The sequence below is a fragment of the Acinetobacter sp. NIOH-H-8 genome, from assembly GCF_046635365.1.
Taxonomy (GTDB): Bacteria; Pseudomonadota; Gammaproteobacteria; order Pseudomonadales; family Moraxellaceae; genus Acinetobacter.
In genome coordinates this window covers 46904-70194 of the sequence record NZ_JBHDVN010000013.1, presented here as the reverse complement: position 1 = coordinate 70194, position 23291 = coordinate 46904, and the positions used below count along the sequence as shown (strand labels likewise).

30 protein-coding genes and 3 pseudogenes are annotated in these 23291 nt (G+C 42.6%); 11 read left to right on the top strand and 22 right to left on the bottom strand.

The window, feature by feature from the left end:
- From ACEWB7_RS07665 to ACEWB7_RS07650, 4 genes and pseudogenes are all read right to left on the bottom strand, one after another.
- Nucleotides 1-280: pseudogene (locus ACEWB7_RS07665) on the bottom strand (IS4 family transposase); the annotation flags it as partial.
- 177 nt (nt 281-457) lie between these two features.
- On the bottom strand, nt 458-988 hold the full coding sequence (locus tag ACEWB7_RS07660) for a hypothetical protein (RefSeq protein WP_038350029.1): 531 nt from the start codon (nt 986-988) through the stop codon (nt 458-460).
- A 200-nt stretch (nt 989-1188) separates the two neighbouring features.
- Complete coding sequence (locus ACEWB7_RS07655; RefSeq protein ID WP_228154147.1) at nt 1189-1662, bottom strand: hypothetical protein; 474 nt, start codon at nt 1660-1662, stop codon at nt 1189-1191.
- Between the two features lie 88 nt (nt 1663-1750).
- A complete protein-coding gene (locus tag ACEWB7_RS07650) occupies nt 1751-2185 on the bottom strand; it encodes a DUF6573 family protein (protein WP_005006045.1) in 435 nt (144 codons plus the stop codon).
- A gap of 152 nt (nt 2186-2337) precedes the next feature.
- On the opposite strand from ACEWB7_RS07650, the pseudogene ACEWB7_RS07645 reads away from it, so the two are divergent.
- Both ACEWB7_RS07645 and ACEWB7_RS07640 read left to right on the top strand, forming a co-directional pair.
- A pseudogene (locus tag ACEWB7_RS07645) lies at nt 2338-2466 on the top strand (cold-shock protein); the annotation flags it as partial.
- Between the two features lie 231 nt (nt 2467-2697).
- Nucleotides 2698-2835 (top strand): annotated as a pseudogene (locus ACEWB7_RS07640) (excalibur calcium-binding domain-containing protein); the annotation flags it as partial.
- A 69-nt stretch (nt 2836-2904) separates the two neighbouring features.
- On the opposite strand, the gene ACEWB7_RS07635 reads toward ACEWB7_RS07640, so the two are convergent.
- The 9 genes from ACEWB7_RS07635 to ACEWB7_RS07595 form a co-directional block, all read right to left on the bottom strand.
- Nucleotides 2905-3243, bottom strand: a complete 339-nt coding sequence (locus ACEWB7_RS07635) for a hypothetical protein (protein WP_099143647.1) — start codon at nt 3241-3243, stop codon at nt 2905-2907.
- A gap of 157 nt (nt 3244-3400) precedes the next feature.
- Complete coding sequence (locus ACEWB7_RS07630) at nt 3401-4498, bottom strand: phosphohydrolase (RefSeq protein ID WP_033917491.1); 1098 nt, start codon at nt 4496-4498, stop codon at nt 3401-3403.
- A 176-nt stretch (nt 4499-4674) separates the two neighbouring features.
- Nucleotides 4675-5151, bottom strand: coding sequence for a hypothetical protein (locus tag ACEWB7_RS07625; protein ID WP_005006052.1), 477 nt, complete (start codon nt 5149-5151; stop codon nt 4675-4677).
- A 72-nt stretch (nt 5152-5223) separates the two neighbouring features.
- Nucleotides 5224-5538: a hypothetical protein gene (locus ACEWB7_RS07620; RefSeq protein WP_042892737.1), complete on the bottom strand. Its 315-nt coding sequence runs from the start codon at nt 5536-5538 to the stop codon at nt 5224-5226.
- Between the two features lie 12 nt (nt 5539-5550).
- The gene (locus tag ACEWB7_RS07615; protein WP_099143646.1) at nt 5551-6393 is read right to left on the bottom strand and encodes a hypothetical protein; all 843 of its coding nucleotides are present in this window, start codon (nt 6391-6393) and stop codon (nt 5551-5553) included.
- Between the two features lie 251 nt (nt 6394-6644).
- Nucleotides 6645-7175, bottom strand: a complete 531-nt coding sequence (locus ACEWB7_RS07610; protein ID WP_129717741.1) for a hypothetical protein — start codon at nt 7173-7175, stop codon at nt 6645-6647.
- Between the two features lie 43 nt (nt 7176-7218).
- Nucleotides 7219-7782 carry a hypothetical protein gene (locus ACEWB7_RS07605; protein ID WP_125272339.1) on the bottom strand — a complete coding sequence of 188 codons (564 nt, stop codon included), beginning with the start codon at nt 7780-7782 and terminating at the stop codon, nt 7219-7221.
- 144 nt (nt 7783-7926) lie between these two features.
- Nucleotides 7927-8685, bottom strand: coding sequence for a Fic/DOC family protein (locus tag ACEWB7_RS07600; protein WP_005006069.1), 759 nt, complete (start codon nt 8683-8685; stop codon nt 7927-7929).
- Nucleotides 8686-8754: 69 nt separating this feature from the next.
- The gene (locus tag ACEWB7_RS07595; protein ID WP_005006071.1) at nt 8755-8967 is read right to left on the bottom strand and encodes a hypothetical protein; all 213 of its coding nucleotides are present in this window, start codon (nt 8965-8967) and stop codon (nt 8755-8757) included.
- Nucleotides 8968-9164: 197 nt separating this feature from the next.
- On the opposite strand from ACEWB7_RS07595, the gene ACEWB7_RS07590 reads away from it, so the two are divergent.
- Nucleotides 9165-9620 carry a hypothetical protein gene (locus ACEWB7_RS07590; protein ID WP_024160752.1) on the top strand — a complete coding sequence of 152 codons (456 nt, stop codon included), beginning with the start codon at nt 9165-9167 and terminating at the stop codon, nt 9618-9620.
- Nucleotides 9621-9722: 102 nt separating this feature from the next.
- On the opposite strand, the gene ACEWB7_RS07585 is transcribed toward ACEWB7_RS07590, so the two are convergent.
- Nucleotides 9723-10259 (bottom strand): hypothetical protein, encoded by a 537-nt coding sequence (locus tag ACEWB7_RS07585; RefSeq protein WP_038350032.1) that lies wholly within the window; start codon nt 10257-10259, stop codon nt 9723-9725.
- Between the two features lie 358 nt (nt 10260-10617).
- Here ACEWB7_RS07585 and ACEWB7_RS07580 point away from each other — a divergent pair, with 358 nt between their 5' ends.
- Entirely contained in the window at nt 10618-10878 is a 261-nt protein-coding gene (locus tag ACEWB7_RS07580) for a hypothetical protein (RefSeq protein ID WP_024160750.1), read from the top strand.
- Here ACEWB7_RS07580 and ACEWB7_RS07575 read toward each other — a convergent pair.
- The 5 genes from ACEWB7_RS07575 to ACEWB7_RS07555 form a co-directional block, all read right to left on the bottom strand.
- Nucleotides 10870-11364 (bottom strand): hypothetical protein, encoded by a 495-nt coding sequence (locus tag ACEWB7_RS07575; protein ID WP_024160749.1) that lies wholly within the window; start codon nt 11362-11364, stop codon nt 10870-10872. The genes ACEWB7_RS07580 and ACEWB7_RS07575 overlap by 9 nt on opposite strands.
- Before the next feature lie 93 nt (nt 11365-11457).
- Complete coding sequence (locus tag ACEWB7_RS07570; RefSeq protein ID WP_038350033.1) at nt 11458-11883, bottom strand: hypothetical protein; 426 nt, start codon at nt 11881-11883, stop codon at nt 11458-11460.
- A gap of 41 nt (nt 11884-11924) precedes the next feature.
- Nucleotides 11925-12818 carry a hypothetical protein gene (locus ACEWB7_RS07565; protein WP_038350034.1) on the bottom strand — a complete coding sequence of 298 codons (894 nt, stop codon included), beginning with the start codon at nt 12816-12818 and terminating at the stop codon, nt 11925-11927.
- The gene (locus ACEWB7_RS07560; RefSeq protein ID WP_024160746.1) at nt 12818-13246 is read right to left on the bottom strand and encodes a hypothetical protein; all 429 of its coding nucleotides are present in this window, start codon (nt 13244-13246) and stop codon (nt 12818-12820) included. Before ACEWB7_RS07560 ends, ACEWB7_RS07565 begins: the two co-directional genes overlap by 1 nt.
- A gap of 227 nt (nt 13247-13473) precedes the next feature.
- Complete coding sequence (locus ACEWB7_RS07555) at nt 13474-14298, bottom strand: hypothetical protein (protein WP_099143596.1); 825 nt, start codon at nt 14296-14298, stop codon at nt 13474-13476.
- A gap of 186 nt (nt 14299-14484) precedes the next feature.
- Here ACEWB7_RS07555 and ACEWB7_RS07550 point away from each other — a divergent pair, with 186 nt between their 5' ends.
- Nucleotides 14485-14811: an H-NS family nucleoid-associated regulatory protein gene (locus ACEWB7_RS07550; protein WP_024160744.1), complete on the top strand. Its 327-nt coding sequence runs from the start codon at nt 14485-14487 to the stop codon at nt 14809-14811.
- Between the two features lie 79 nt (nt 14812-14890).
- Here ACEWB7_RS07550 and ACEWB7_RS07545 read toward each other — a convergent pair whose 3' ends face one another.
- Both ACEWB7_RS07545 and ACEWB7_RS07540 read right to left on the bottom strand, forming a co-directional pair.
- Nucleotides 14891-15160, bottom strand: coding sequence for a hypothetical protein (locus ACEWB7_RS07545; RefSeq protein ID WP_038350036.1), 270 nt, complete (start codon nt 15158-15160; stop codon nt 14891-14893).
- Nucleotides 15160-15504 (bottom strand): hypothetical protein, encoded by a 345-nt coding sequence (locus ACEWB7_RS07540; protein ID WP_038350037.1) that lies wholly within the window; start codon nt 15502-15504, stop codon nt 15160-15162. The genes ACEWB7_RS07545 and ACEWB7_RS07540 overlap by 1 nt, the downstream gene beginning before the upstream one ends.
- A gap of 160 nt (nt 15505-15664) precedes the next feature.
- Here ACEWB7_RS07540 and ACEWB7_RS07535 point away from each other — a divergent pair, with 160 nt between their 5' ends.
- The 5 genes from ACEWB7_RS07535 to ACEWB7_RS07515 all read left to right on the top strand — a co-directional run bounded on the left by ACEWB7_RS07535 (nt 15665) and on the right by ACEWB7_RS07515 (nt 19194).
- Complete coding sequence (locus tag ACEWB7_RS07535) at nt 15665-15853, top strand: hypothetical protein (protein ID WP_024160741.1); 189 nt, start codon at nt 15665-15667, stop codon at nt 15851-15853.
- Between the two features lie 185 nt (nt 15854-16038).
- On the top strand, nt 16039-16296 hold the full coding sequence (locus ACEWB7_RS07530) for a metal-sensing transcriptional repressor (protein WP_039016764.1): 258 nt from the start codon (nt 16039-16041) through the stop codon (nt 16294-16296).
- A gap of 9 nt (nt 16297-16305) precedes the next feature.
- Nucleotides 16306-17616, top strand: coding sequence for an MFS transporter (locus tag ACEWB7_RS07525; protein ID WP_086068405.1), 1311 nt, complete (start codon nt 16306-16308; stop codon nt 17614-17616).
- 134 nt (nt 17617-17750) lie between these two features.
- Nucleotides 17751-18773, top strand: coding sequence for a cation diffusion facilitator family transporter (locus tag ACEWB7_RS07520; RefSeq protein ID WP_000083351.1), 1023 nt, complete (start codon nt 17751-17753; stop codon nt 18771-18773).
- A gap of 43 nt (nt 18774-18816) precedes the next feature.
- Nucleotides 18817-19194, top strand: coding sequence for an ArsR/SmtB family transcription factor (locus ACEWB7_RS07515; protein WP_000203935.1), 378 nt, complete (start codon nt 18817-18819; stop codon nt 19192-19194).
- Between the two features lie 193 nt (nt 19195-19387).
- Here the strand turns inward: ACEWB7_RS07515 and ACEWB7_RS07510 are convergent, their stop codons facing one another.
- A complete protein-coding gene (locus tag ACEWB7_RS07510; RefSeq protein WP_099143597.1) occupies nt 19388-22405 on the bottom strand; it encodes a Tn3-like element IS3000 family transposase in 3018 nt (1005 codons plus the stop codon).
- 194 nt (nt 22406-22599) lie between these two features.
- Here ACEWB7_RS07510 and ACEWB7_RS07505 point away from each other — a divergent pair, with 194 nt between their 5' ends.
- The gene (locus ACEWB7_RS07505; RefSeq protein WP_411580559.1) at nt 22600-23244 is read left to right on the top strand and encodes a C-terminal helicase domain-containing protein; all 645 of its coding nucleotides are present in this window, start codon (nt 22600-22602) and stop codon (nt 23242-23244) included.
- Nucleotides 23245-23291 lie beyond the last annotated feature (47 nt).

Sequence of the window (23291 nt, the reverse complement as noted above, 5' to 3'; positions counted from 1 at the left end):
TTCTATCTAAAGTCAGTTGCACTTGGTCGAATGAAAACATATTGAAAATCAACTGAGAAATTTGACGATAATCAAAATACTGACCTGCAAAGAAGCGCTGCATACGTCGATAAAATGATTGTGGTAAGCACTTGATGGGCAAGGCTTTAGATGCAGAAGAAAGATTACATGTTTGCTTTAAAATAATCACAAGCATGATGAGCGCAAAGCACTTTAAATGTGACTTGTTCCATTTTAGATATTTGTTTAAGATAAGATATAACTCATTGAGATGTGTCATAGTATTCGTCGTTAGAAAACAATTATTATGACATTATTTCAATGAGTTATCTATTTTTGTCGTGTACAGAGTATTTTTTTAATCAATTAAAAAACATCGTATACGTCATAAAATCTAAAGGCATAAAAAAAGAGGGTAGACCTTTATTGGATCTCCCTCTATTTGTTTAATGGTTTCTTATGACAGGTTGTTTTTAAAGTACTCAATCAGTCTTAAATAAACAGTGTTCGCCATAAAATGTGAGCTATGCAGCGCATTAAAATCTGCGACATCTTCAAAACATTCAGTCAGTAATGCACTGGCGAAACCTTTATTCCATGTATTGAACTTTTCCAGTTCTGCATCTGACAGCAAATCATATTGAATCATGTCATTAATGGCCTGGCGTTGTAAATTAATCGCCACATCCATGACTTCGCCCTCAATCAATGCATGAGAATCATCAGGATTGAATCTAAATGATTCGTGAGCGTCTGCGATGACTTGAGCCTGTAACGGTGCATTGACTTCAATGCAGTAGGCTTGTGACTTGTGTTGGTGAAATAAAACGACATCCAGTTCAATGTTAAAAATAAACTGCGGATCTGCTTTGGTTGCTACGCCAATCACATTGATGACGCAACTTGGTAAACCGTCATACGCTTGGGTGAAGCTTTGTAGCAAGTGGCGCACATTAGCAGTACCAGCATTAAATTTTTGTAGTTGCATTGTCGTATCTCCAAGTTTTAAGCAATGAGCTTTGATGTAATAATTATATCGGTGCATGTAGACTGAATAACTTTTCAGTAAAAGTATTTCGGCTGATAGGCTCATGATTTCAAGTTATTTTTAATCAATTAAAAACACCGTTTACGGCCATCATCTTATGAAAGGAATAAGCTATGGGTGCTTATTCCTGGTGGGTGTAATTAGTGCGGTTCTACGTCATACGTGTTTTCATTTTCTTTAAGTCTGGCTTTTTCACGCTTCAGTCTTAAACGCTCCTGATGTTCCCTGTATAGGTTGGTGAGTTGACCGACTGGCAAATGTAGAAACTTTAGATCAATGTTTCTTACCCAACTATCAACAGCAAGCTTTTTGCTTTTTTTAACGTCTGGCACTTCGTAATGATCACGCTTGATTGCGCCTTTTACGGCATTTAACACGAGATCCGCGGTAGCTTCATTCCAGCACTTGAATAATTTAATGCCTTTAAACGCCTTATATTTTGCTGGTACTTTTTCACTGTACTTAAACAGCTCTCCAGTAGATGTCACGGCGATAAACCAGTCACAACGGACAAGCTTCATCGTTTCTATACGTTTTAATTCGTTTTTTTCTTTTTGTTGTTCTATTTCTTGCATATTCGCAAAGCCGAATAAGTCAGGGTTGTCAATTTTCATAGTCGCCATTTGAATTTTTTATACCTCTCAATGAACGTTCGGATCTCAAAAAAACCTAGCATTGGTTGGTCAATGCTAGGTGTTGTGTTTATTGGTCTTCAGGCATCATAAAAGTAATGATAGGCTCACCATTCACACCAGGCCCAACCGTAGCAATATTGGTGATTAAGGTGTCAGAAAAGGTATGCGGTGTATCTTGTAGAGCATATTTAAACTTAACGCTTTGGTCATTAAGTGCAACTGAACCACGAACGCTCATGTTCAACATATCAAAGATGGTATATCCCATTAAATCATTGATTTTTTCAGCATCAGCTTCCGTACCATTCGGAAAAATTGCTTTTGCAGCTGTCAGGTGCTTGTTATACAAGTTGCTTGTAATATAAACAGGGAACTTATAGAACTGTTTGCAATCTTTGGCATGTTCTTCTTTATCGCTAAGGCAAAGAATCACGCCCTCTTCTAAAGCGTCTTGTAAAGAAAAAACAGTGATGACTTCAGCACCAGCGAAAAAATTATTCATAATAGCTACTCCATGTTTTAAGCAATTGCTTTTGATGTTTTAATTATAATAAATCCATAAACCTTAAAACTATTTTTTAAAAAAAAGATAGTATTTATTTAGGTTTAACAAATATAATTAATATAGCTTTTAATATATATTTGGGGTTTTAGGTGGTACTAACAGGAACAATTAAAAAATATAATAATGAGCGTGGTTTTGGTTTTATATCTACGAGTAATTTTGGTGATGTATTTTTCCATATTAAGGATTTTCAGAAAGGCGAACAGCCAATAGTAGGTCGAGAGGTCTATTTCGAGGTAGTTAAAAAAGAAAATAAAAATAGGGCAATCCATGTTTACTATTCCGACCATGAACAAACGCATGACAAGCAAAAATCATTGCCACTATATCTATGGATAATTTTTATTAGCATAGCTATTGGGGTGGCATATCTAGGTAGCATTCAATTAAAGAAATATCTATATAAAGATAATCAAACTACAAATGCTATATATCAAAAGCCAGTAGCCTATAAGTGCGATGGTCGTAAGCATTGCTCTCAAATGCGATCTAAAGAAGAAGCTGATTGGTTTGTGAAAAACTGCCCAGATACCATGATGGATGGTGACGGCGATGGCGATGCTTGTGAAAATGATTCAAGGTGGTAGTTGTATAGTTTCAGACAATAAAAAATGAGCTATTAATACTTAATTAATAACTCATTCCTTAGGTTGATTTTAGATTTCTGCCAGTGTTTTACCGTCTTGTAATTCATTAATCTGCGCCAGTGTGACAGCTTGAGCGTCATATTCTTCTGTCACATACGATACAATTTCTTCTATTGAGCATTCACCAACTACACCCCAAAGCACAAAATTGGTATGGGTTTTTTCATTCCAGACCTGCTCAACTTGTTCTAGATCCAGATGCCCAATACTCACAAAAATGTCATAAGCCAATGCCCAATTTTCGTAACGGCTGACAGATTCATCAATGATAGGATCATCAGACATTAAATAGGTCATCATTGCCTTAGCTTTACAGAACTTTTGCATTGTTTCGTTTAAAGTTGTCATAAACATCATCTCATATTGATTGGTTTAAAATCATTTTATGCTGACAGGTGGTGTCAAAAACTTATTCAAAAACAAAATTATTCCAAACCATTTTTAATCAATTAAAAAACATCGCTTGCGGTTTTCATCCTAAAAAGGTGCCAAATGGCACCCTAATTTACAGCGATCCACAACCCTCCTTGTTGAATGCGCCTGGTGGAACCGTCCAGTTATCCGTGAACACTGGTAGGTAATAACTTTCAATTTTGGACTGTACCAGTGCTTCCATATCCTGAATGTCGAATGGCTCAATGCCATTGCTCAGACTGACGACATCGATCTTTGAGCGACTGATCGTACAATCAAACTTTTGTTCATAACCAGCGATCAGCTGAGCGCGTTCAGGGTAGTAGGTGCTGATGGTTGACCAGATTTTAGGACTGTTGAAGATACAGGTCATGCATGAGCTACGGCCCCAACCTAAGCGATATGGCACTGGTGGAGTAACCTTGTACTTCTCCAGTAACTCCCATACTTGCTCTTCAGTGAAGTGAAGCACGTTCTTCCACCAGTCAACGCGTCTTGCTTTCTTACCGCTTCTACGGTCGCATGGGTGCGGTTCTAGCTGGTTGTACTTACTGCGGTTTGGTGACTCTTCACGGCGTTCACCAGTGATAAAACAAATGTTCTTGCCGTCAAAGCGTTCTTGGTTGTTCAATGCTCTGCGTCCGACATCGATCTTTAACGCTGAAGAACACCAGCGCGTCATGAGGCTGGCTGCTTGTTGTGGGAACTTCAAGCGTGTGCCTGGTTTACTGCGGTTGTTGTCGCGTTCAAGCTTAATTAAGCCCTCTGGTGTTTCTACGAAGTGGGGTTTTGAGTAGCTGTTTTCTTTGAGCATTTCGCCAAGGAAACCGCCCTCGAGCCAACTGAAGTACAATGGTGTGTCGAATGCCTGAGCGAATGCTTTGGTATAGTTTTCCATGAACACCCAATCCATGAACGGCTGGTTTTCTTCATCAATTTTGTGGTGCCAAAGCTCAATTTTGCTTTTATCTACTCCAGCCTCCAGTAAGCGCAAATACGCTGCAATCGAATCCTTACCGCCACTTAAGCAGACAATAAAAATGTCATAGATACTTAGATCGATGTCTGGTGCTTCATGAAAAACATGCTCAGCCAGTTCTTTGTTTAGATCGGTACCAGACAGCAACTCCAGTTGCCCGGCTATTGTTGGGATGATGACTTGATCATCGTACTTATGCGCTGTATTCATTCGACTTACTCCAGATTTAAGGCTTTGTGCCTTGCTTGCTATGGATTAAGTATAGAGGGGTGTACCAGGGGAAAAACTTTTCTCAAAATTTAAAATTATTGAAAATATTTTAACCAATTAAAATCATCGTAAGCGGTTATAACGTCTAGCAAAACGGCATTGCGCCGTTTCGGTGGTTACTTATATTTTTGGATGATGCGTTCAATAAATCGAATCATTGTGTCCTTATCAATTTTGGCCTGGTCGTAATTGTCATAGCTAAACATCACCAAAGCATCTTCCTGAGTGATGCCAAAAAACTCACGTACTGCTTTCCACTGGTAAACGACTGGTACAGTGACAACAGGCGCATCTTTTAGCTCTTCATTGCTGAGTATTTTTTCATACATGAAGATTGGCCCAACAGAACCATGAAAATTGAAACCTAGATTTTGGAAATACTCGACAGACGTAGCCCAACCAATCAGGCATCCTACAATATTTTTATCTAACAATTCTTCAGTGGTGAAACCTGAAAAGAAATCGGTGTGTTGTTCTGTATGGCTTGCGTCATAATCACGCCAAATGTCGAAATCAAAGCTTTCATCAGGAATGACCTCGATCACTAGCTCAATCAGCTTTTCTAAACGCTCAACGGTCGTTGCTTTGTTCATATCTGCTCCAAGTTTTAGGCAGTGTGCCAAAAGGGGTAGCGGTACATACTGGCGCACGTACCGCTTTTGGATTTACAAATCCAGTTGAATTAAGAACAGTGGTAAAGGTGCATCACTATCTTGTGTAATGAGCATAGGCAAGAAGAAACTAAATCCCTCAAAAAACACGCCCATATCGTAATCATCTTGAAAAGAAAAGGGCTGTGAAGTGATGCTGACATTCTCAATAGCACTAATTAGTGCCTCGATGTTGGTGTGTTTTGATGTATCGATCACATACACACGAAAACCGGCTTCTGTGATGTTAGGTATCTGTTGTACTTGCTGTGGCAAGTAAAAGCCAAGTTCATTGATAGCACTGACGAGTTGCGGATTTTCAATTGTCATGGGTAGGTTTCCTTATTGAACTACTTTTGCGTTATTTAAATTTTGCAATGCGATATGCGTTAAACGTTGATTAATGATTCCGTCATACGGCGAAATGAAATCCTCTTGCCAGTTATGCATGAGATGTTCAATCGGGTATGTTTCCAGATATTCTTCTAATGCTTCATTCGGCTTAGGAACGAAAGCTAATGGCTCTTTAATGTTGTAATTGCTGGCGATGTATTCCAGTGGATCACAATCACCTGGTACGTTGACCGTAGCAACAAACTCAAGATAAGCACCATCGGGAAAAAACTTATTGAAGCAATCAACCACAACAGATATTTCACGGACTTCATCATCATTTAAAGTGAACTCACGGACTTCGTTATCCAGTGCAACAATTGAGCTAGATAACAAGTGGTCAAGGTCTTGTGGACGGATGTTCACGTAATTAATAACTTGGTTGATATGATGAATAATCTCGTCTTTGATTCGGTCTTCAAAAGCGTAGTTGCTGTCAAAAATAATATGATCGACATCTTCATAATTGAGTCCAAAAAACTCACGTACTGCTTCAGAACCGCGATAAACAACATTTGTTTTGAGTTCTTCATAAGTGAATGGCTCACCAGTATTCGCACGGAATGGTGCATAAAGGGGAACGCCGTCTAACATCATGAAGTTAAGTCTTTTAAATGTTTCATCAGCTGTCGCCCAACCTATGACGCAACAATTAGCATCACTATTTATAAGTTGAGCAAAAGTCATATTGTCGGTACCTGGGATCGTGCGCCATAAATCCAGATCAAAACGCTCATGTGGTACTTGCTTGATGATATTTTTTAAATGATTTAGCTTATCAAGTTGATTCATTACAGGACTCCAAGTTTTAAGCAATTGCTTTCGATAGAGCCATTTTATTTAAAAAATACTAATGAATAACTTTATTGGAATTAATTAACTGACCTAAAACTCGTAATGGATATTTGAAAATATTTTAATCAATTAAAATCATCGTATACGTTTTAAGCCATGCTTAGACGGCGTATATACCGGTCTATTTTTATAATGCAAAAAAAAGAGTACTTAAGTTCGGACTTAAATACTCTTAATGAGTTGGGGCATTATTCCCGATTGGCTAAGTTGAAAAATAGTGAATACATTGCATTCTTAAATAACCAAAAGGTGAGGGGATTATCCGCTTCATCTTTAGACTGGTGGCGAATGATATTCCAGTTGAAATACTTTTCTGAATAGCCCATGTGAGTGACATAAGCAAAATTACGAACGTCATTTTCTGAAACGTATTGGAATGCTTGTTTAAGCTCATTTTGGGCGTTTTGTTCACCGTCATGGTCAGAAGCATCAGCTTCTAAGATAAGTTCGCGCATGCCGACCATAGCAAGGTATATGACTGCTTCAAAGTCATAGTTCATCATGCGTAGGAAGTGTTTTTTCAAAAAGGCTTCGTCAATGTGTTCAACTTCATTGTAATTTTTAAGTGCGCTTAGACCATGCACACCAAAGATATATTTAAGTACACGAAATTGAGCGCATAACGGCAAGTTTTCACCCTCCACATGTGAGCAAAGGGCGGTGTAGCGGTTCATGTCGATGACTGAGCTTAGAGATTGTTTTAAAGCGCCTAATAGCATTGTTATATCCTTTTTCGGGTTTTGTTTATTGTATGGTGTACGGTTAAGCAAGAAACGTGTTAACTAAATGAGTTGTGTCATGGTGTTGAGATAACTTTTCGGCATCCATGTCGTTATGTTCTTCATAGATAGTTTTTAAGGTTTTAATGGTTTCATGCATCAAGGTTTCATGATGCTCAGTATTGAATTTGAACTTTTGGCATTCTTTAGCAAGGGATACTCGAACCTTGAATTTTTCTAAAAATTCGATGGTTTTATTGGTGGTGTCGCTTTCACATCCAAAGTAACAAACATTATCAATATGCAATGCGGTTGTTTTCAGCATTAATGGATTTTTATTAAACACAAAATAAGCAAAAATGCAGCTTTCTCGACTGTTGTAAGTAATGTAAGACTTCTCAACATTAATTGCGTCCACTGATTTAAACCAAACAACGCCATCGTCATAGGTTTCAGCATGGCTTGAGAAAAGCATATAAATTAAGGTGTCGATAATTTCTGCGGTGCTGTTGCCGATAATTAAATGATTCAGACTTGAATCACTTCCGTTTGTAAATTGGTATTGAGCGACCACTTTATTTGCAAATTGATGTGCTGCGTTATTCATTATTCATCTCCAAGTTTCGGACAATATTTTCCTAAGGTTTTATTTTAATCTGAGCCACTTCATTAGAAATTTTTCTCAAAAAAAAGATTCTTTTTTCAAGAATCTTTTAATCAATTAAAAGCCATCGTATACGGATTAATCTAATTATCCGTAACTCGGTGAATCATCATCATTTGATTTATCCTGGTCATTTTCCTGTTCTTGCTCTTGTTCTTCCGTATTTTCAAGCTTCAGGACTAGATCGTATGGTTCAATGATATTGTCCATGACTTTTAAAAGGTAAGAGAGGTCTTGTTCCATCGGTTCTAGGTTTTCATAGTTTTCACCGACATAAAGCTCTTGATCTGTCAGTGAACGTTTAAACGCATAGTTCCAATCTGATACGGCGACCTTGCTATATACCATGGTGTAACCAGCATCATTCGCCAGCTGGTTCATCATCAGTTTAGCAGCGCGACCGTTACCCTCTTCAAAAGGGTGAGCTTCATTTAACTTGGCATAAAGCTGAGTGAACTCTTGCACAAACTGGTCTTTGTCCAAACCTTTCAGGTGGTCTTTTTCTTTAACCGCCTGTGAGAACTTATTCAGTTCATCAGGGATCAGGTTTTTATCTAGGAAATGACCGATTTCATAATTACCGTTCGGGTCGATCGCACGTTTAGAAATGTCGTCCAGACGCACTTCTCCAGCCCAATCGTAAATATGCTCAAAGATTTTTTCATGGATTTTAGAGAGGTGGTCGAGATCGTAATTGCCACGTAAAGGCGAAATTTCCATTTTCGCTATTCGATGTTCCGTGATTTCTTTTTCCAGTGCCTTTTTATAGTCGCCTTGCGCTTGGCAACTGGTAGGTTGAGATAAGATGTCTTTTGCATCTAAATAAAACTCAAGTTTATCGTCCATATTGTTCTACTTATGAGTGATTGGGTTTGGTAATCCGCTGTAAGCTAGATTAGGTTGTATTCGCGATGATTAGGCTTTGTTTTTAAGTGCATTCCATTTTTTCATCAATGCAGCTTCTTCCTCGTCAAATGTTGTTTGACCAGTTGCTAAGCGCTCCATACGTGCGTTTGATGATGCTTCACATGCTTTAACAATGTGAGGGGAGAACTCTTGAGCTACATTGCCTTGAGCAGAACGGTATGCAGCACGTACACGGTCTTCGTATTTCACTTCTTCAGACATATCGGTTTCCTGTATCAACAATCTGTAAATTACAATAATTGTAACCCCAAACAAGGGGGAGATTCTTGCTAAATTGCGTATAAACAATCTTATTGGTATATACCGATTAACAAAATCAAATAAGATTAAAATTCCAAAAAAATCAAATATCGTATATTAAGTATATAATTTAAGTATATACAGGAAAGTCGTTAAACATGAACGTATTCAAAACACTAAAACTATCTGCAGTTGCAATAATCTCAGTGTCTATGTCGTGCGCTGTTTTAGCTAATAGTTCTTTAAATAACCTGAATACAAACAGCTTAAAATCTGCTGTTGCGCTTTCTCCTACTGCTGAAAACAAACGTAAAGTTGAGCGTTTACTTAACACTAAAACACCGTACCAGATTGAAACTGGTGCGGTACTTAAAAAAGTGAAGTATTCAAAACACTTTAATATGAACGTTCAGATGTCTAGCAAAACTGCAGATAAATACTCTTCTGATGAAACTGACTCTTTAAACCGCTTTGTGAATGAAAAGATTCATCCGTTTTATTGCTCTGTATTCGCCAATGCTCCAGTTAAACCAGATCTGTATGTAGACATCGTGGACAATCAGGGTGAATCATTCTTTGGAAGTGCTGAGCGCTATTCAGATACTTGCCAATAGTTTTAAGGGCTAAATATTACATAGATCTGTTAACGCCGTTTTAGGCAAAAAAATAGACCGCTTAATTGCGGTCTATTTGTTTTTATACTGGCACCTAAAACCTTATGGAAAAGTCTTAGGTAGCACCGCTGTATAGCCTACGATCTTGCGTATTTTGATCTGCATATCTAGATGCAACGGCTGTACTGTCAACCGATTGAAGTAAGACTTAATCTCGCGCATCCACGCGTGGAAACGATCATCACAATGACGCATAAGCTTCTTAAGGTGATTGCGGTCAGCTTCTTGTAAGAAACTGAGTTCGCTGTCGATTGACCAAAGATCAATATCCTGATCATTTATACATAACAAGTACTGCGTATCAACGACCAATGAAGATACCAACTTGCCTTGGTCTTGCTTGTAGATCAGCTCAAAATCAACTAGTGCATCTAAAGCGCCGTTGATATTTTCGATTTGAATGTCACGGCGTAAACGTACTGGTAGCTCCAGCAGTACAGTATTCTTATTTGACTGGTAATAATCAGCACGGACTTGGCTATCCCATGCAATATTTTCAAACATAAAATTTTGAAAAGAGGTGAGAGAATCTTCTTGTAGACCAACAACTTTTGTTTTAGATAAGATTTTAAAGTTCATATAATTTCTCCAAATGGTGAGCATTGAGCCCATACATTCATTATATTTCACTGTACCTTTTCAAAACTTTTTTCAAAAAATATAGATTGTTTTAATGCTGTCCACGTTTACATTACATAGACAATGGCAAGAAATCTAATTAAACTGACCTTGAATAAGAAATGCGTTCAAGTGATTTGTGTTTTTTTATTCACCTTTCAATTTTAAAGAGCCAGGCGTTTTGCGTCTGGTTCTTTGCTTTCTGGTATATACCAAGCACATTTTTTTAATGTGCATTGACCAATCTCAATAATAAAGTTTCAGTTTTAAAGCTTATTTATCGCTACGATTAAGCTAGTTGCTAGATGGGCTTTAAGATATGAATGCATCAAGTACAATAGCTTTAATGGCGGTATCTATTGGTTTTCCAGTGGTATTAAACTTTGACTTTGCTTTTACTTATTTAATTGTTTTTGCCTTATTCCTCTGCACGATCGCTTTAATGTTTATGATAGTTTTTATTGTTCATAACGGTACTGTGACGGAAAAGATTAGCGCAATAATTAAAAGGATGTTCTTTTTTGCTGGTTATTGCGCTTGTGTATTAGGTGCGGTTTTGTTTACAAGATGCCTAGTCTAGTACGTTAATATTTAATGCATATTTGCTAAATAAGTAATACCCAATCATACAGATCGCTAAAGTAACTACCGTCACTTTACGCGTTGAGTTCACAACTTCAGCACTATCTTTCTTGCTATTAAAAATACCAACTTTGACTAACTTAAACACTGAGTCAAAAAGGGTGATGGCAAACCACGTTCCTAAAAAGTAAATCGCCATGGTCAAATATTCCTGTTTGTGCAACACATACTTATATAAATAGACCAGTGTAGTGACCACAATTAATGAAAATGAAGCGCCATAGTGCAAGGTTTTGACGGCATTGCGATGTTGTTTTTCATTGTTGATGTTAATCGCTGCGTTGATAAAACAAAAAATTGCCAATTGTCCAATGATGACGACAATCCCCATTGCAAATAATTGGATGTTAAGACCATAAGCCTCTTCCACTAAAATTACGGCGCTTGCAAACGCAAGGAACATTAAATATATGAGATATGGCATGATTCTCTTGGTATGAAGCGATGATATTGGATGATTCTAGGCTAAGGTTCAAAAAAAAAGAAGTATGCTGGTCGCAACATACTTCCGATCTGATCAGGCTTCTACGTTCTGATTGATATAGTTTTTGTAGGCTAATTTCACTTCACTTAAAAGGGCTTCTTTCAAAACACCTTTGTCTTTTATCGTTGGATTGTGCAAACCAAGTGACGCACGGCGCTGTTTAGTGGTGTTTTTATTGGCATCTGTTACCCAAACTGAGTCGATATAATCATCAACTAAAGCATGCAATTCGTTTGGTTTTACTGCATTATCTAAATTGGAAAGTATAGCCTTATTGTTTACGATCGCTAAACTTTCATCATATTCTCGATAGCTTGTACGTAAAGTATTCTTAAAATGAAGCAATTGATCTTCAATTTTTAATTTACCGCCATCAAGCTCGATGTCGATTACAAATGTCGTGATTTTAGATGATAGACCTAAAACACCAACTGATTTAACGCGAACAATAGTATCCATAACAACTCCAAGGTTTTGAGCAATTAGCTCAGGTAAAACGGTTAAACTTTTGTGAGATCTGCTTCAATATCTATCAGCAATTCTTTTACTGCTTTCATGTGTGGCAATAAAGTATAGGTGTTTATTTCGCTATTAAATGCACCAGCTTCAAGTTGTACACCAGCAATAAACGGCTCATTGATTAAGTTGTTGCCAATGAGATGACTTAAGCAAGCCTGTACCAGTTCGTTATTTTCTTCAGACTTAACCAGTAGGGGATACAAAACCACGAGTATTGGTAAATCACAAAACTCCATGTTGTTTGCATCAAGTAGCTGTTTAAGTGCATCCTTAATATCTTCGTTGAGAACCAACAGTTCTAAACCTTTTTTCATGTCTTTATAGGCGTTATCAATGGCCACTTCGGAAAAGTAAAACCAATCGCGCTGGTCATCGAGCATGAAGCTATCTAATGCAGCGATTTTCTGTAAGATCTGCAATTGTTCAGGGTTGAACGTGCGAATCGCTGTTCCATTGATTTTATGCTGTAACAACAGCTTTAACGCCTTTTGCGCTTGATCGTTTAACTGCTGTACTTCTTGATTGAAGAAACTGCATAACTGATTCGACAGATCTACAAAGATAGAATTGTCATAGCAATCAGGTACCACGTTTTGAGTGGATAGCAACATAAAGCCATTTTCTGACAGCTCAGGATTCATATAGATACAAAGATTATGATCTTCGGTCAGCTCTGCAAAACCTTTTAAAGTGGTATATGCAATTTCATGATTAGGCAATTCAATGCCAGCATGGATATTAATGTGAAAGCTTGGGCTTTGGTCGCCGTGGTCTTGATCTGCAGTACTGATCATAGATAACAGGGTTTCCAAAAGCGCCGTATTCTTACGAATAGGCGCCATAGCTTCATTAATTAAGATAAAGCTACTATTCATTAAAGTGCCTCCAAGAATAGTGAGCCCACAATATCAGTATTGAGTGGGTTAATTTCAATGAATTCGACTAGCTCCAGCGCTTTATCAAGTGTGAGTTCCTTAGCGCGGAAATCAAAAAGTGTATCCACGCCAACGCCATCAATCACACCATATGAAGACATCAACTCTTCCAATTCAGGGATATTTTGATAATTTTCTTCAGCCAAGTTTTCCAAGGTCAAAAGGGCATTATCTACATGTGATTTGAACATGTGAGCAAGGAAGAAAGCTAAACGGTGCTCATGAGGTGCTCGAATGAAGAAATACTCACTATGCTCGTCATCGTTAGAATCCTGGCGTGACGCTTTAACCAAGAACAAAGGTAAATTGTCAGTACTGCCGTAAACTTCGTTAAAATCGATCGGGCAAAAATTAGGGTTTAAATTCATGAGCTTTCTCCAAGTTTTAAGCTATTTGCTTGATTTGGTTTCATTATATTAAGAATATGAACGGATAAAGTTTTTTTAAAAAATACTTATTTAAGCATCCAGAAAGAATTAATAATGACGAGCGCCATTGCAGCGCTAAAAATTCAAAACCTTTTTTAATCAATTAAAAAAACATCGTTTACGTTTTTAAGCGCAACTTTAAGAGATTTCTCTCTTAAAGGCTTGGTTTATTCAAAAGTGTTGGTGTATAAGTCGGTCTTAATAAGATTAAACACATACTCGCATTCAACAACGAGATTTGCATATTCATCATCAAAACATTGTTCATCTTCAAGCATAATTTCAAGATTTAAAGGCTCAATCACTGAATAAGGTTTTTTGACGCCAGTTTCTTTGTAATTTGAAATAATGACCTGAATAGCTCCAGATGCGAAGTCACCCTCAAGCGTATGGCTAAAGTAGAAACGGTTTCTTGTATCGCTGTGAGTGCTGTCGATAGGTTCTAAAGCTGTACCAAACTTGTAGGTAGTCAGCAACTCTATAACGTCTTGAGCAAATGTCGAGTTTAAAGGGGCATCACTTTTTAGGTTGAATGCAATGTCTTTAAACTGCTTCAAGATTTCTTGCTCTTTAGACTCGTTAAAGTTTTTGAAATATTCGTCAAACTTATGCTCACCATGATTCGACAAAAGTTTATGGTGGTAGTTGTATTCGTCTACCACAGTCAACAGGTCAAGTTTTTGCAATAATTCAAACTCGTCTTTTGTAATTTCTTTAAAACCTAAAACGTAAAAAGAATCACCGCTGATTTCCCAAGAGTCATAGCGAGTTTTAAAATCATGTTCTTCTAATAAGGTTTCAATGTCTTCAAGTTCTTCACTCTCATAGCTTGAATACTTAAACAGGGTGTAATTAACCAATTCCATTAAAGCTGGCACTTCTGAAATTTTCTTAGAGGCATATAAGCCGATATTAAAATCACAAATACGGATACCAATTGGTAGTGCTGATGTTTCGTTAATCGCAAGATTCATCATGAGATACTTGTGCATATTAATTTACCTAACAGGTTGAATGTATTTTTAGATTAATGGATTTAAAGTGGGAATAACTTATGCTTAAAAATTAGAATAGCCATGGAATAAGTCGAATATTTTAATCAATTAAAAGTACCGTATGCGGTTGTAAACAAAACGCACTGGTGTATATTTGATATATCCAAATTTTCGAGATTAGTTATGGAAGTTGAAAACCTAAGTAAAGACCAGTTAGAAGACCTAATTAAAAAGGCACAAAACCAAATTGTTGTAGTAGAGAATAAGAAACTTGATGACGGTTATCTCAAAATGTTTGAGATCGCAAAAGAATTAGGCTTAACTATTCTTGAATTAAATGAGCACGGCGAAAATCGTAAATTAAATAAAAAGCCAGTGGTTAAAGCAGATCCTAAATATCGCAACCCGAATAACCACAAAGAAGTGTGGGCCGGTCGTGGTAAACGTCCATCCTGGTTAAATCGTGAGATTGAATCTGGTAAAACATTAGAAAGTTTTCTTATCGTATAAATATTAAAAGGGCTTAAATGATTTAAGCCCTTTTTTTAAATGCCATTGTCAGTGTTGTTTAGAGCAGGTGCGCGATTACTTAACAAAGTTCAGCTTTGATGTGTTCTAACACATCATCTTCAACACCCTCATTAGAAAATGCTTCAATGAATTCATTCAGGTTTTCATTGCTTAATGGCAAACTTCCGTATTGATCTACTGCAATCATTTGTGAGTTATGCACCAGATATTCAATACTGCAGTCAACAGAACAAAAGGTTTCTTGAATTACATCATTCACCTGATGGCCAGACTTTTTATCGTTAGTATCAATATCACTATTACAGTGAGGGCAAGTAAATAATCCCATTACGCAACTCCTTTCTCAATTAAGCTAATTACACCGTGTTCTAATTGATCATCAAACCAGTGCCAGATAATGAAGCGGTCTGTACCTTTGCCCCATAGATGAAAGTCTTCTTCGATTTCATCATCATTGTTTATCGGGGTGTTGCCAAACTCTTCCCATAATGTTTTATGGGTTTTGCCTTGCAAGCTTAATACGCCATTTTCAGAATTTGCTTCAAACCAATCTAGGATCTGATAGCGATATGTACCTTTATTCCAGATATGGAATTCGCATGGTAAGGAATTAGATTCATCAAATTGAATCTGCTGTAATTCACTCCATAACTGGTCTATTGATTTAGCCATGCTTTATAACTCCTTGCTTAATAATTCAATTTTAATAAATAAAAGCGCTCAAAAACTTTTCTTAAAAAACATATAAAATCTGCTAATAATTCCTTTTGGAAAAATACTATCTAAGCAAAACTATTGTTATTATCGAGTGAGCTTATTAAGAGGTTTAAGCATGAATCTAGATAAATACGTTAAAACAGATATAGACGATGGCAATGGTCACATTTGGCTTAAATTTACGAATGATTCAGGTAATGATACTTTTGCTTGTAGTCAATGTGGCTATTTGAGACGGGTAGATAGTAATAATCGCCCACTAAACAAAAAGTGTGTTGGTAAAGTGAAAATCACGCTGCGTTAAAATTGAGATTTACAAAAACAAAATAAGAGCCAATATGGAAGAAAACCTTACCTCCTTTGAACACCAATCGCCATAGAGAGGGCGTCGGGCGCAAGACATCGAGAGACGAGGTGGGGCTAATCCACTACGCAATCAGCGATGCAGACTCCTTGATTACATCCCCCCAGGGGGGATATAGTCACCATATGAAAGAAATGCACAAGCACACCAGCCACCCCGATCTCGTGAAGCGGCTCAAGCGCGCCGAGGGTCATCTACGGCACGTCATCGGGATGATCGAAGGAGAAGAAACCTGCCTCGACATCGCCCGCCAGCTCGCGGCGGTGGAGAGCGCCGTCACAGCGGCCAAGCGGGTTCTGATCCATGACCACATCGACCACTGCCTGTCTCATGATGAGGACTCCGTTCTAGCCGAAATGAAGGCGCTGACTAAACTGCTCTGAGGCCTCTCGATGCTCTCTGTCCTAAAGAACCGCACCTACCGCCACTTGTTCACCGCTCAGGTGATCGCGCTCGTTGGCACGGGCCTGATGACAGTGGCGCTTGGCTTGCTTGCTTACGAGCTGGCCGGGGCGGATGCAGGTGCGGTGCTCGGGACGGCGCTGGCCATCAAGATGCTGGCCTATGTGGGGGTCGCGCCGGTCGCACAGGCCTTCGCCGACTGGCTCCCGCGACGGTTATTGCTCGTAGCGCTGGACCTGATACGAGCGGCCGTCGCGATCTGTTTGCCCTTCGTCACCGAAGTCTGGCAGATCTATCTGCTGATCTTTATCCTGCAAGCGGCATCCGCCGGCTTCACGCCGACTTTCCAGGCCACTATCCCAGACATCCTTCCCGATGAAGAGGAATACACCAAGGCGCTGTCGCTGTCCCGGCTGGCCTATGACCTGGAAAGTTTGATTTCCCCGATACTGGCGGCCGCGCTATTAACCGTCATCAGCTTCCACAATTTATTCACGGGAGCGGTGCTCGGTTTCCTCGTTTCAGCCGCGCTCGTGGTCAGCGTGCGGTTGCCCACAACTGCTCCCGGACCGCGCCGCGGCATTTGGGATCGCACGACGCGCGGCACATGCATCTACCTCGCTACGCCACGCCTGCGGGGCCTGCTGGCGATCAGCTTGGCCGTCTCGGCGGCGGGCGCCATGGTGATAGTGAACACGGTGGTTCTCGTGAAGGCGCGCTTCGGCCTGGGCGAGGTCGAAGTTGCGTGGGCGCTGGCGGCATTCGGAGGCGGGTCGATGCTGGCAGCCTTTGTCCTGCCATCTCTGTTGGAAAAGGTGACCGACCGAGCCGCGATGCTCACCGGCGCTACCGTACTGGTCGTGGGCACGGGAATTGGCGCACTGCTGCCGAGCTATGCGTTGTTGCTGCCGCTGTGGTTGGTCATCGGCTTTGGCTACAGCCTGGCGCAAACGCCATCCGGCCGTCTTCTGCGCCGCTCGGCCCATGCCGAGGACCGCCCCGCGATCTTCGCGGCGCACTTCGCGCTGTCGCACGCCTGTTGGCTCATCTGCTACCCACTGGCCGGCCGCTTCGGCGCGGTCATGGGCTTACCATCGACCTTCATTGTCATGTCTCTGATCGGCTTGGCCGGCGTGGTGCTGGCGCTCTGGCTGTGGCCGGCCAGCGACCCTTCTGACGTGGTGCATGACCACCCCAGCTTGCCGCCGGATCACCCTCATTTACGCACACACGCAGACCGAGGCAAGCACCATCACCAGCTGATTGTGGATGACCTGCACCGTATCTGGCCGAAAGGATAGGCACATTTTCTCGTTGCGGCACCACAACGTATGGCTTCGGCGGCTGGGAAGGGTGAGCGAAAATACTTCACATGAACATGTATTCATGTGTTATATTTTCACCATAGTCAAACACTCAACCAGCAGAGGCGCCCATGTCCCAATCCCATGCACATGACCATGGTCACGACCATGATCACGACCACACCCCCACAGTGACCAGCGCCAACGAGCGCAAGGTTCTGGTTTCCTTCTTCCTGATCTTCGGCTTCATGCTCGTGGAAGCTGTCGGCGGCGTGCTGTCGGGCTCGCTAGCCCTACTTGCCGATGCTGGCCACATGCTGACCGACGCCGTGGCACTTGCCCTGGCTTACGCTGCCTTCCGATTCGGTCGCCGCGCAGCCGACAGCAAACGCACATTCGGTTACCTGCGCTTCGAGGTCATCGCCGGCTTCCTGAACGCCGTGACCCTGTTCGCGATCGTCGCATGGATCGCCTACGAGGCGTGGGAGCGGCTGCAGGCGCCGCCCGTCATCCTCGCCGGCCCGATGATGATCGTCGCCGTGCTCGGCTTACTGATCAACGTCCTCGTGCTGTGGATCATGACCCGCGGCGAAACCGATCACGTCAATGTGAAAGGTGCCATTCTCCACGTGATGGGTGACCTGCTGGGCTCTGTCGGCGCCATCGTTGCAGCGATCGTCATCTATTTCACCGGCTGGACGCCGATCGACCCCATTCTGTCGGTCTTGGTGGCAGCGTTGATTCTGCGCAGCGCCTGGAAGCTCCTGGCCAAGTCGATCCATATCCTGCTGGAAGGCGCGCCAGAGGATGCTTCGCCGGAAAAGGTGGAACAAGGCCTGATGAGCACTGTACCCGGCCTGGCAGCTGTCAGCCACGTTCATGTGTGGCAACTCACTTCCGGTCGCACGATGGCCACACTGCACGTTCGACCCAATGTGGACGAGGAGGCGCGAGCCGTGGTCAAGCGCGTCGAGGTGGTGCTTCGAGAGCAATTCAGCATCGAACACGCCACAGTCGGAATCGACTGGAACTCGGAGGCTGACGAGAACATCTGCAGCCTGCAACCCACGACAGACCGTCAGGACCACAGCGGCCATGGCCACAGTGAGCACAATCATGACCATGACCACTCCGCTCCTGGTCACAAGCATTGAGGCCGTGCGAGCCGGCTCGCAGTTCACTTGAGGGTTTGAATCCATGACATCACGCAAAACCACCAGCTCCGCTATTGCTCACTGTTCGACCTCCAGCCACGGCGCGACCACTGATGTCCTCGCACTGTCGCAAAGTGACGTCGCTGTTCTGGCCGAGACCTTCCGCCTGCTGGGCGACCAATCGCGATTGAAAATCCTGTTGCAGTGCATGCGCGGATCCGTCGCAGTGGGCGACATTGCCGATTCGCTAGACCTGTCGCAATCCTTGGTCAGCCATCACCTGCGCCTGTTGCGCGGCGCGCGCCTCGTGCGCGGCGAGCGCCAGGCCAAGCACATCTTCTACGGCATCGCCGACCAGCACGTCAGCCAGGTACTGCAGGACATGGCGGTTCACATTTCGGAGGACAGAAACGACGATTGACTGAACGTGTGAGTGCGCGCCGGCCTACTCCTTCAAGGGGTAGGCTTTTTTTTGGCTATCAATCTAGAGAAACACCGACGCGCCTTGCTGAATGCCTAGAAGACTCCACAAGCAAAAGGGGTTCTAGGGATTTTCCGTCCAAAAACGACAAAGTGCTCTGGAGGCCGCGCCGTCCGTGGCCTCCAGAGGGGTATTACTTTTCGCTGACGGGTAAATATCCCTCGATTGAGCGCATAAGCTTCTCCAGATCTGGCAATTTTTCGCTCAATTCGAAGTGGTAAGTCCCCTTGAGGTTAATGTTGTGCCAGGCCACAGGGGATGCCTGTTTGACGATATCTATTCTCTTGGTATCTCCTTGGTATTCGAAGCTGGTCAACAGCTGGCTGAGTATCCTGGAGTTGAAGTAAACGATGGCATTGGTGACCAGGCGAGCGCACTCATTCCATAGCTGGATTTCTTCGTCTGAACTGCCCCGGAACTGATCCCCATTGACGCTGCTCACGGCCCGACGCAGTTGGTGATAGGCCTCTCCCCGGTTCAGCGCGCGCTGAACATAGTTTCTTAAACTGGCATCATCGATGTAGCACAGTAGATAATTCGCTTTCACCAGGCGATTGTATTCCGTCAGGGCTTCCAGCAGCGGGTGATTGCGCTTGTACTCCGAGAGCTTTCTCACCAAGGTGGCTTGCGTTGTTTTCCGCTGCTTAAGTGATACTGCAATCCGTTGGATGGTATCCCAGTGCTGCGCAATACGATGGGTATTGATTGGCTTTTTTAAGCACAGCTGAATTCGGTGTTCTTTGTCTTCCTTGACATCAAACATGTCATTGATCACTTTGCCAACCTGGGCATAGCGTGGGGCAAACTGGTATCCGAACAGATCCAGTAACGCGAAGTTCACATGGTTCACCCCATGGGTATCGGTTGAGAGCACATCCGGAATGATGTCTGACGTATTGCTCATCAACAAATCAAAGATGTAGTGCGATTCATGTTCGTTGGCGCCGATCACTCTGGCGTTGATCGCAGCGTGATTGGCGATCAAGGTCATGGCAGAAACACCTTTTTGAGTGCCAAAGTACTTCGACGAATAACGGGTTTTGAAGGTCTCGCGCCGGGCTTCGAACTTTTGACCATCGGCACTGGCGTGGATCACATCTTCCTGGATGTTGTAGTACCGGAAGATGGGTAGCTTGGCTGTCGCGTTATTGATGTTGTCGTTAGCAGCATTCAATGTTTCCAGGCGAAGATAGTTCGCCTGGATAGTGCTGAGCTGATCATAGGTACGATCAGAGATCTGTGCCATGCCGTAAATGCCTTGATTGGTTGCATTGCCGACCAGAATTGCCAACAGGTCATATTCATGGGAACGGCTTCTGGATTGGGAACCCAGCACATGAGCGAAGCAGTCAATGAAACCGGTGTCACGATCAACCATGCGCAGTACATCCGCAATCCCCGTTGTGGGAATTTGCTGGAAGAAGGGATTGTTGACCAGATGATGTTTGCTGGCCGAAGGCAGGCGCCAGAAGCGTTTACCCTGCGGATTACGCAAGATGATATTCCGGTTGTCTTCCTGTTCAAGATATTCGCCGACTTCGTACAAACGGGTATCCAATTCCATGGCCATCTGTTTGATCAGCTTTTCAGGCTCCTCCGCTAATTTTGTAAAATGGCTCTGTTGAAGCAGCGTATATTTGTTTTTTCGCCAATGTTCCCCGTCGATCAGGTCGGCGTCGAGTGCCCGGTATTTAGTGATATCAGGCAGCGTCAGCTGGCCATTCAGACGATCAGGAATCTGTTGATAGAGGAACCACTCATAACGATCGATCAGGATATTCCCTTCACCATCCAGCAGGAATTCACGTGATTTTTTGGAAAGGAGTCTGGTGTCGGCAGTTTGCAACTGAGCGTCCTGGCCGTTGAGTTCGTTTTGTGTTTTCGCCAAGGCGGCCGCTAAGTGCTGGGTGCCGTCGCAGCCTTCGAAGCGCAGACATAGGAACAACTCTCGCAGCAAACCTTTCCGCAGACTTTCTTTCTCGTCGCAGTACTGCCACATGGCTTCATCGACCGATCGTCGCTGCTCGTTCAGGAAGAGACATACAGATTCCAGATCCCTTTTGGTCAGCAGGCTCAGTGCTTGCTGTCTTACTGTTGCAAACGGTAGTTGCAGATCAATGCTGTCATCAATGAACAGGTGCAGTACTTCAGCTGCCTTGCTGACATTTTTAGCTGCTTTTTGCCAATCCTTAAACACCGCTTCCTGCGCATAATCCTTTGCCTTCTGTTTGGTCTGTCTGACATGATGCACAAAGCCATCGGCAATACGTTCCAGCGCTTGCTGCCATCGCGTTTGAAGATAGCACAATAAATACAGCCATTGGCTGCCTACGGTTTGACGTTTCAGTTTGGCACCGTAGTAGTCGACTTTCTCTGCCAGGTGTTGCAGATTTTTCTGCGACAGTGATAGCGTGCTCAACAGCAGATCCACTTCCGGCATCCAATGCTGGATATGGCGATAGACAATCAGTTCTTTCTCCAACTCGGTTCCGGTGAAGTTACGAGCCGATTGTCGCAACTGTCGGAACGGCAGTGGACCTGTGCCGTTCACGAGCTCCGCCAGTGCTTGCTTAAGACCGCGTGACATTGCACGCTCAAGGTGCGCGGCCATGTGTTCCTGTTCGTCTCCCACCACCTGACTGATGATCTTTTGCAGCGTGCTGTAGGCAGGGATTGCGATCTTCTGCCCCGAACAATATTCAATGGCCGCATCGAAGAGGTGCCTAGGCGCTGTCCAGGCTCTGGCTTGCTGGGATAAGTAATCTCTCAACGCCGCTCCATGGTCTTTGACATTCCAGCGCTGGTAGTTGCAGAGCTGGAAAACACGTTGGTAAATCCGTTCGTTCTCTTTTGGCGTGAGATTAAAGGGTCTACAGCCTGGGCCTGGTAGAACGGTTTGATAAACGTATTTGAGGTCCTGCTTGATCTGATGAAAGCCGGGATTCAGCACCACCGGCTTGGCTTTGAAATAGCCCAGCAGTACCACCAGCATGTAACGCTGGCCCCGATGACGGAGGCTTTTAGCGATCGCCAGTTCCTTATCGTTCAGCGAGAAAAAGAAGCGTTGGTCGGCGGAGGTGAAAGCGGGGGGTCCATATAACTCATCTTGTTCTGCCTCGGACAAGATTTGGACACGTTCTTCGAATGCCATGGATTTAGCCCAAAAAGACTAAATCTTACTCAAACAGAGCCCAAATAGGGATCTCGAAAAAAGTAATACCCCTCTGGAGGCCACAGACGGCGGGGCCTCCAGAGCACTTTGTCGTTTTTGGACGGAAAATCCCTAGAACCCCTCAATATGTCGAAAGCGATCCTAAAGTACTGGATCAAATTAAGGGCAAGGCAATGGAACTGGCAAAAGTAATTTTAAGCTCTACTCAGGAATTCCAAGGGCAAAAGCTTCGTGCGACAGAAGAATTCAATATTATGATGCGCCAAGCAACAGGTATCGCCAAAGCGCCGTATGTCGCTGAGTTCGTGCGTATGCTTGTTGAGTCTGGTGAATCAGTCATGCTTTATGGTTGGCATCGAGATGTGTACAACATTTGGCTAGAACGCTTGGCTGAATTCAATCCTGTTATGTATACAGGCACGGAAGGACCTGCAGCTAAGGAACGTTCTAAACAAGCATTCTTGAATGATGAAAGCAAAGTCTTCATTAGTTCACTACGTTCATCTGCCGGGCTTGATGGCTTGCAGTACCACTCAAAATGCAAAACATTTGTGTTTGGTGAGTTGGATTGGTCGCCTGGTGTTCATGATCAATGTATTGGTCGCTTAGACCGTGACGGTCAAATCAAACAGATCTCGGCATATTACTTGTTGGCTGATTCGGGTTCAGATCCAATTATTTCTGATGTCTTAGGCATCAAAAAAGGCCAGTTGGAAGGAGTTAAAAACCCGAATGGCGAATTATTTGAACATTTAATTACGGACGGTGGCGGTATCAAGCGCTTAGCCGAACACATACTGAATAAGAAGGTAGCTTAAGAGAAACTTTATGACTGAACTTTACCTAGCTTGTTTTAGAGATTCTG

Excerpts from the sequence above, each read along its gene's own strand:
- ACEWB7_RS07655 (WP_228154147.1), bottom strand. The coding sequence starts at position 1,662 with ATGAAAATTGACAACCCTGACTTATTCGGCTTTGCGAATATGCAAGAA.
- ACEWB7_RS07510 (WP_099143597.1), bottom strand. The coding sequence starts at position 22,405 with ATGGCATTCGAAGAACGTGTCCAAATCTTGTCCGAGGCAGAACAAGAT.
- ACEWB7_RS07505 (WP_411580559.1), top strand. The coding sequence starts at position 22,600 with ATGGAACTGGCAAAAGTAATTTTAAGCTCTACTCAGGAATTCCAAGGG.
- ACEWB7_RS07555 (WP_099143596.1), bottom strand. The coding sequence starts at position 14,298 with ATGCACAAGTATCTCATGATGAATCTTGCGATTAACGAAACATCAGCA.
- ACEWB7_RS07565 (WP_038350034.1), bottom strand. The coding sequence starts at position 12,818 with ATGAATAGTAGCTTTATCTTAATTAATGAAGCTATGGCGCCTATTCGT.
- ACEWB7_RS07600 (WP_005006069.1), bottom strand. The coding sequence starts at position 8,685 with ATGGACGATAAACTTGAGTTTTATTTAGATGCAAAAGACATCTTATCT.
- ACEWB7_RS07610 (WP_129717741.1), bottom strand. The coding sequence starts at position 7,175 with ATGCTATTAGGCGCTTTAAAACAATCTCTAAGCTCAGTCATCGACATG.
- ACEWB7_RS07635 (WP_099143647.1), bottom strand. The coding sequence starts at position 3,243 with ATGACAACTTTAAACGAAACAATGCAAAAGTTCTGTAAAGCTAAGGCA.
- ACEWB7_RS07585 (WP_038350032.1), bottom strand. The coding sequence starts at position 10,259 with ATGAACTTTAAAATCTTATCTAAAACAAAAGTTGTTGGTCTACAAGAA.
- ACEWB7_RS07540 (WP_038350037.1), bottom strand. The coding sequence starts at position 15,504 with ATGGCTAAATCAATAGACCAGTTATGGAGTGAATTACAGCAGATTCAA.
- ACEWB7_RS07605 (WP_125272339.1), bottom strand. The coding sequence starts at position 7,782 with ATGAATAACGCAGCACATCAATTTGCAAATAAAGTGGTCGCTCAATAC.
- ACEWB7_RS07550 (WP_024160744.1), top strand. The coding sequence starts at position 14,485 with ATGGAAGTTGAAAACCTAAGTAAAGACCAGTTAGAAGACCTAATTAAA.
- ACEWB7_RS07525 (WP_086068405.1), top strand. The coding sequence starts at position 16,306 with ATGCTCTCTGTCCTAAAGAACCGCACCTACCGCCACTTGTTCACCGCT.
- ACEWB7_RS07625 (WP_005006052.1), bottom strand. The coding sequence starts at position 5,151 with ATGAACAAAGCAACGACCGTTGAGCGTTTAGAAAAGCTGATTGAGCTA.
- ACEWB7_RS07545 (WP_038350036.1), bottom strand. The coding sequence starts at position 15,160 with ATGGGATTATTTACTTGCCCTCACTGTAATAGTGATATTGATACTAAC.
- ACEWB7_RS07530 (WP_039016764.1), top strand. The coding sequence starts at position 16,039 with ATGAAAGAAATGCACAAGCACACCAGCCACCCCGATCTCGTGAAGCGG.
- ACEWB7_RS07575 (WP_024160749.1), bottom strand. The coding sequence starts at position 11,364 with ATGCCATATCTCATATATTTAATGTTCCTTGCGTTTGCAAGCGCCGTA.
- ACEWB7_RS07515 (WP_000203935.1), top strand. The coding sequence starts at position 18,817 with ATGACATCACGCAAAACCACCAGCTCCGCTATTGCTCACTGTTCGACC.
- ACEWB7_RS07535 (WP_024160741.1), top strand. The coding sequence starts at position 15,665 with ATGAATCTAGATAAATACGTTAAAACAGATATAGACGATGGCAATGGT.
- ACEWB7_RS07580 (WP_024160750.1), top strand. The coding sequence starts at position 10,618 with ATGAATGCATCAAGTACAATAGCTTTAATGGCGGTATCTATTGGTTTT.
- ACEWB7_RS07520 (WP_000083351.1), top strand. The coding sequence starts at position 17,751 with ATGTCCCAATCCCATGCACATGACCATGGTCACGACCATGATCACGAC.
- ACEWB7_RS07620 (WP_042892737.1), bottom strand. The coding sequence starts at position 5,538 with ATGACAATTGAAAATCCGCAACTCGTCAGTGCTATCAATGAACTTGGC.
- ACEWB7_RS07560 (WP_024160746.1), bottom strand. The coding sequence starts at position 13,246 with ATGAATTTAAACCCTAATTTTTGCCCGATCGATTTTAACGAAGTTTAC.
- ACEWB7_RS07615 (WP_099143646.1), bottom strand. The coding sequence starts at position 6,393 with ATGAATCAACTTGATAAGCTAAATCATTTAAAAAATATCATCAAGCAA.
- ACEWB7_RS07660 (WP_038350029.1), bottom strand. The coding sequence starts at position 988 with ATGCAACTACAAAAATTTAATGCTGGTACTGCTAATGTGCGCCACTTG.
- ACEWB7_RS07630 (WP_033917491.1), bottom strand. The coding sequence starts at position 4,498 with ATGAATACAGCGCATAAGTACGATGATCAAGTCATCATCCCAACAATA.
- ACEWB7_RS07590 (WP_024160752.1), top strand. The coding sequence starts at position 9,165 with ATGAACGTATTCAAAACACTAAAACTATCTGCAGTTGCAATAATCTCA.
- ACEWB7_RS07570 (WP_038350033.1), bottom strand. The coding sequence starts at position 11,883 with ATGGATACTATTGTTCGCGTTAAATCAGTTGGTGTTTTAGGTCTATCA.
- ACEWB7_RS07595 (WP_005006071.1), bottom strand. The coding sequence starts at position 8,967 with ATGTCTGAAGAAGTGAAATACGAAGACCGTGTACGTGCTGCATACCGT.
- ACEWB7_RS07650 (WP_005006045.1), bottom strand. The coding sequence starts at position 2,185 with ATGAATAATTTTTTCGCTGGTGCTGAAGTCATCACTGTTTTTTCTTTA.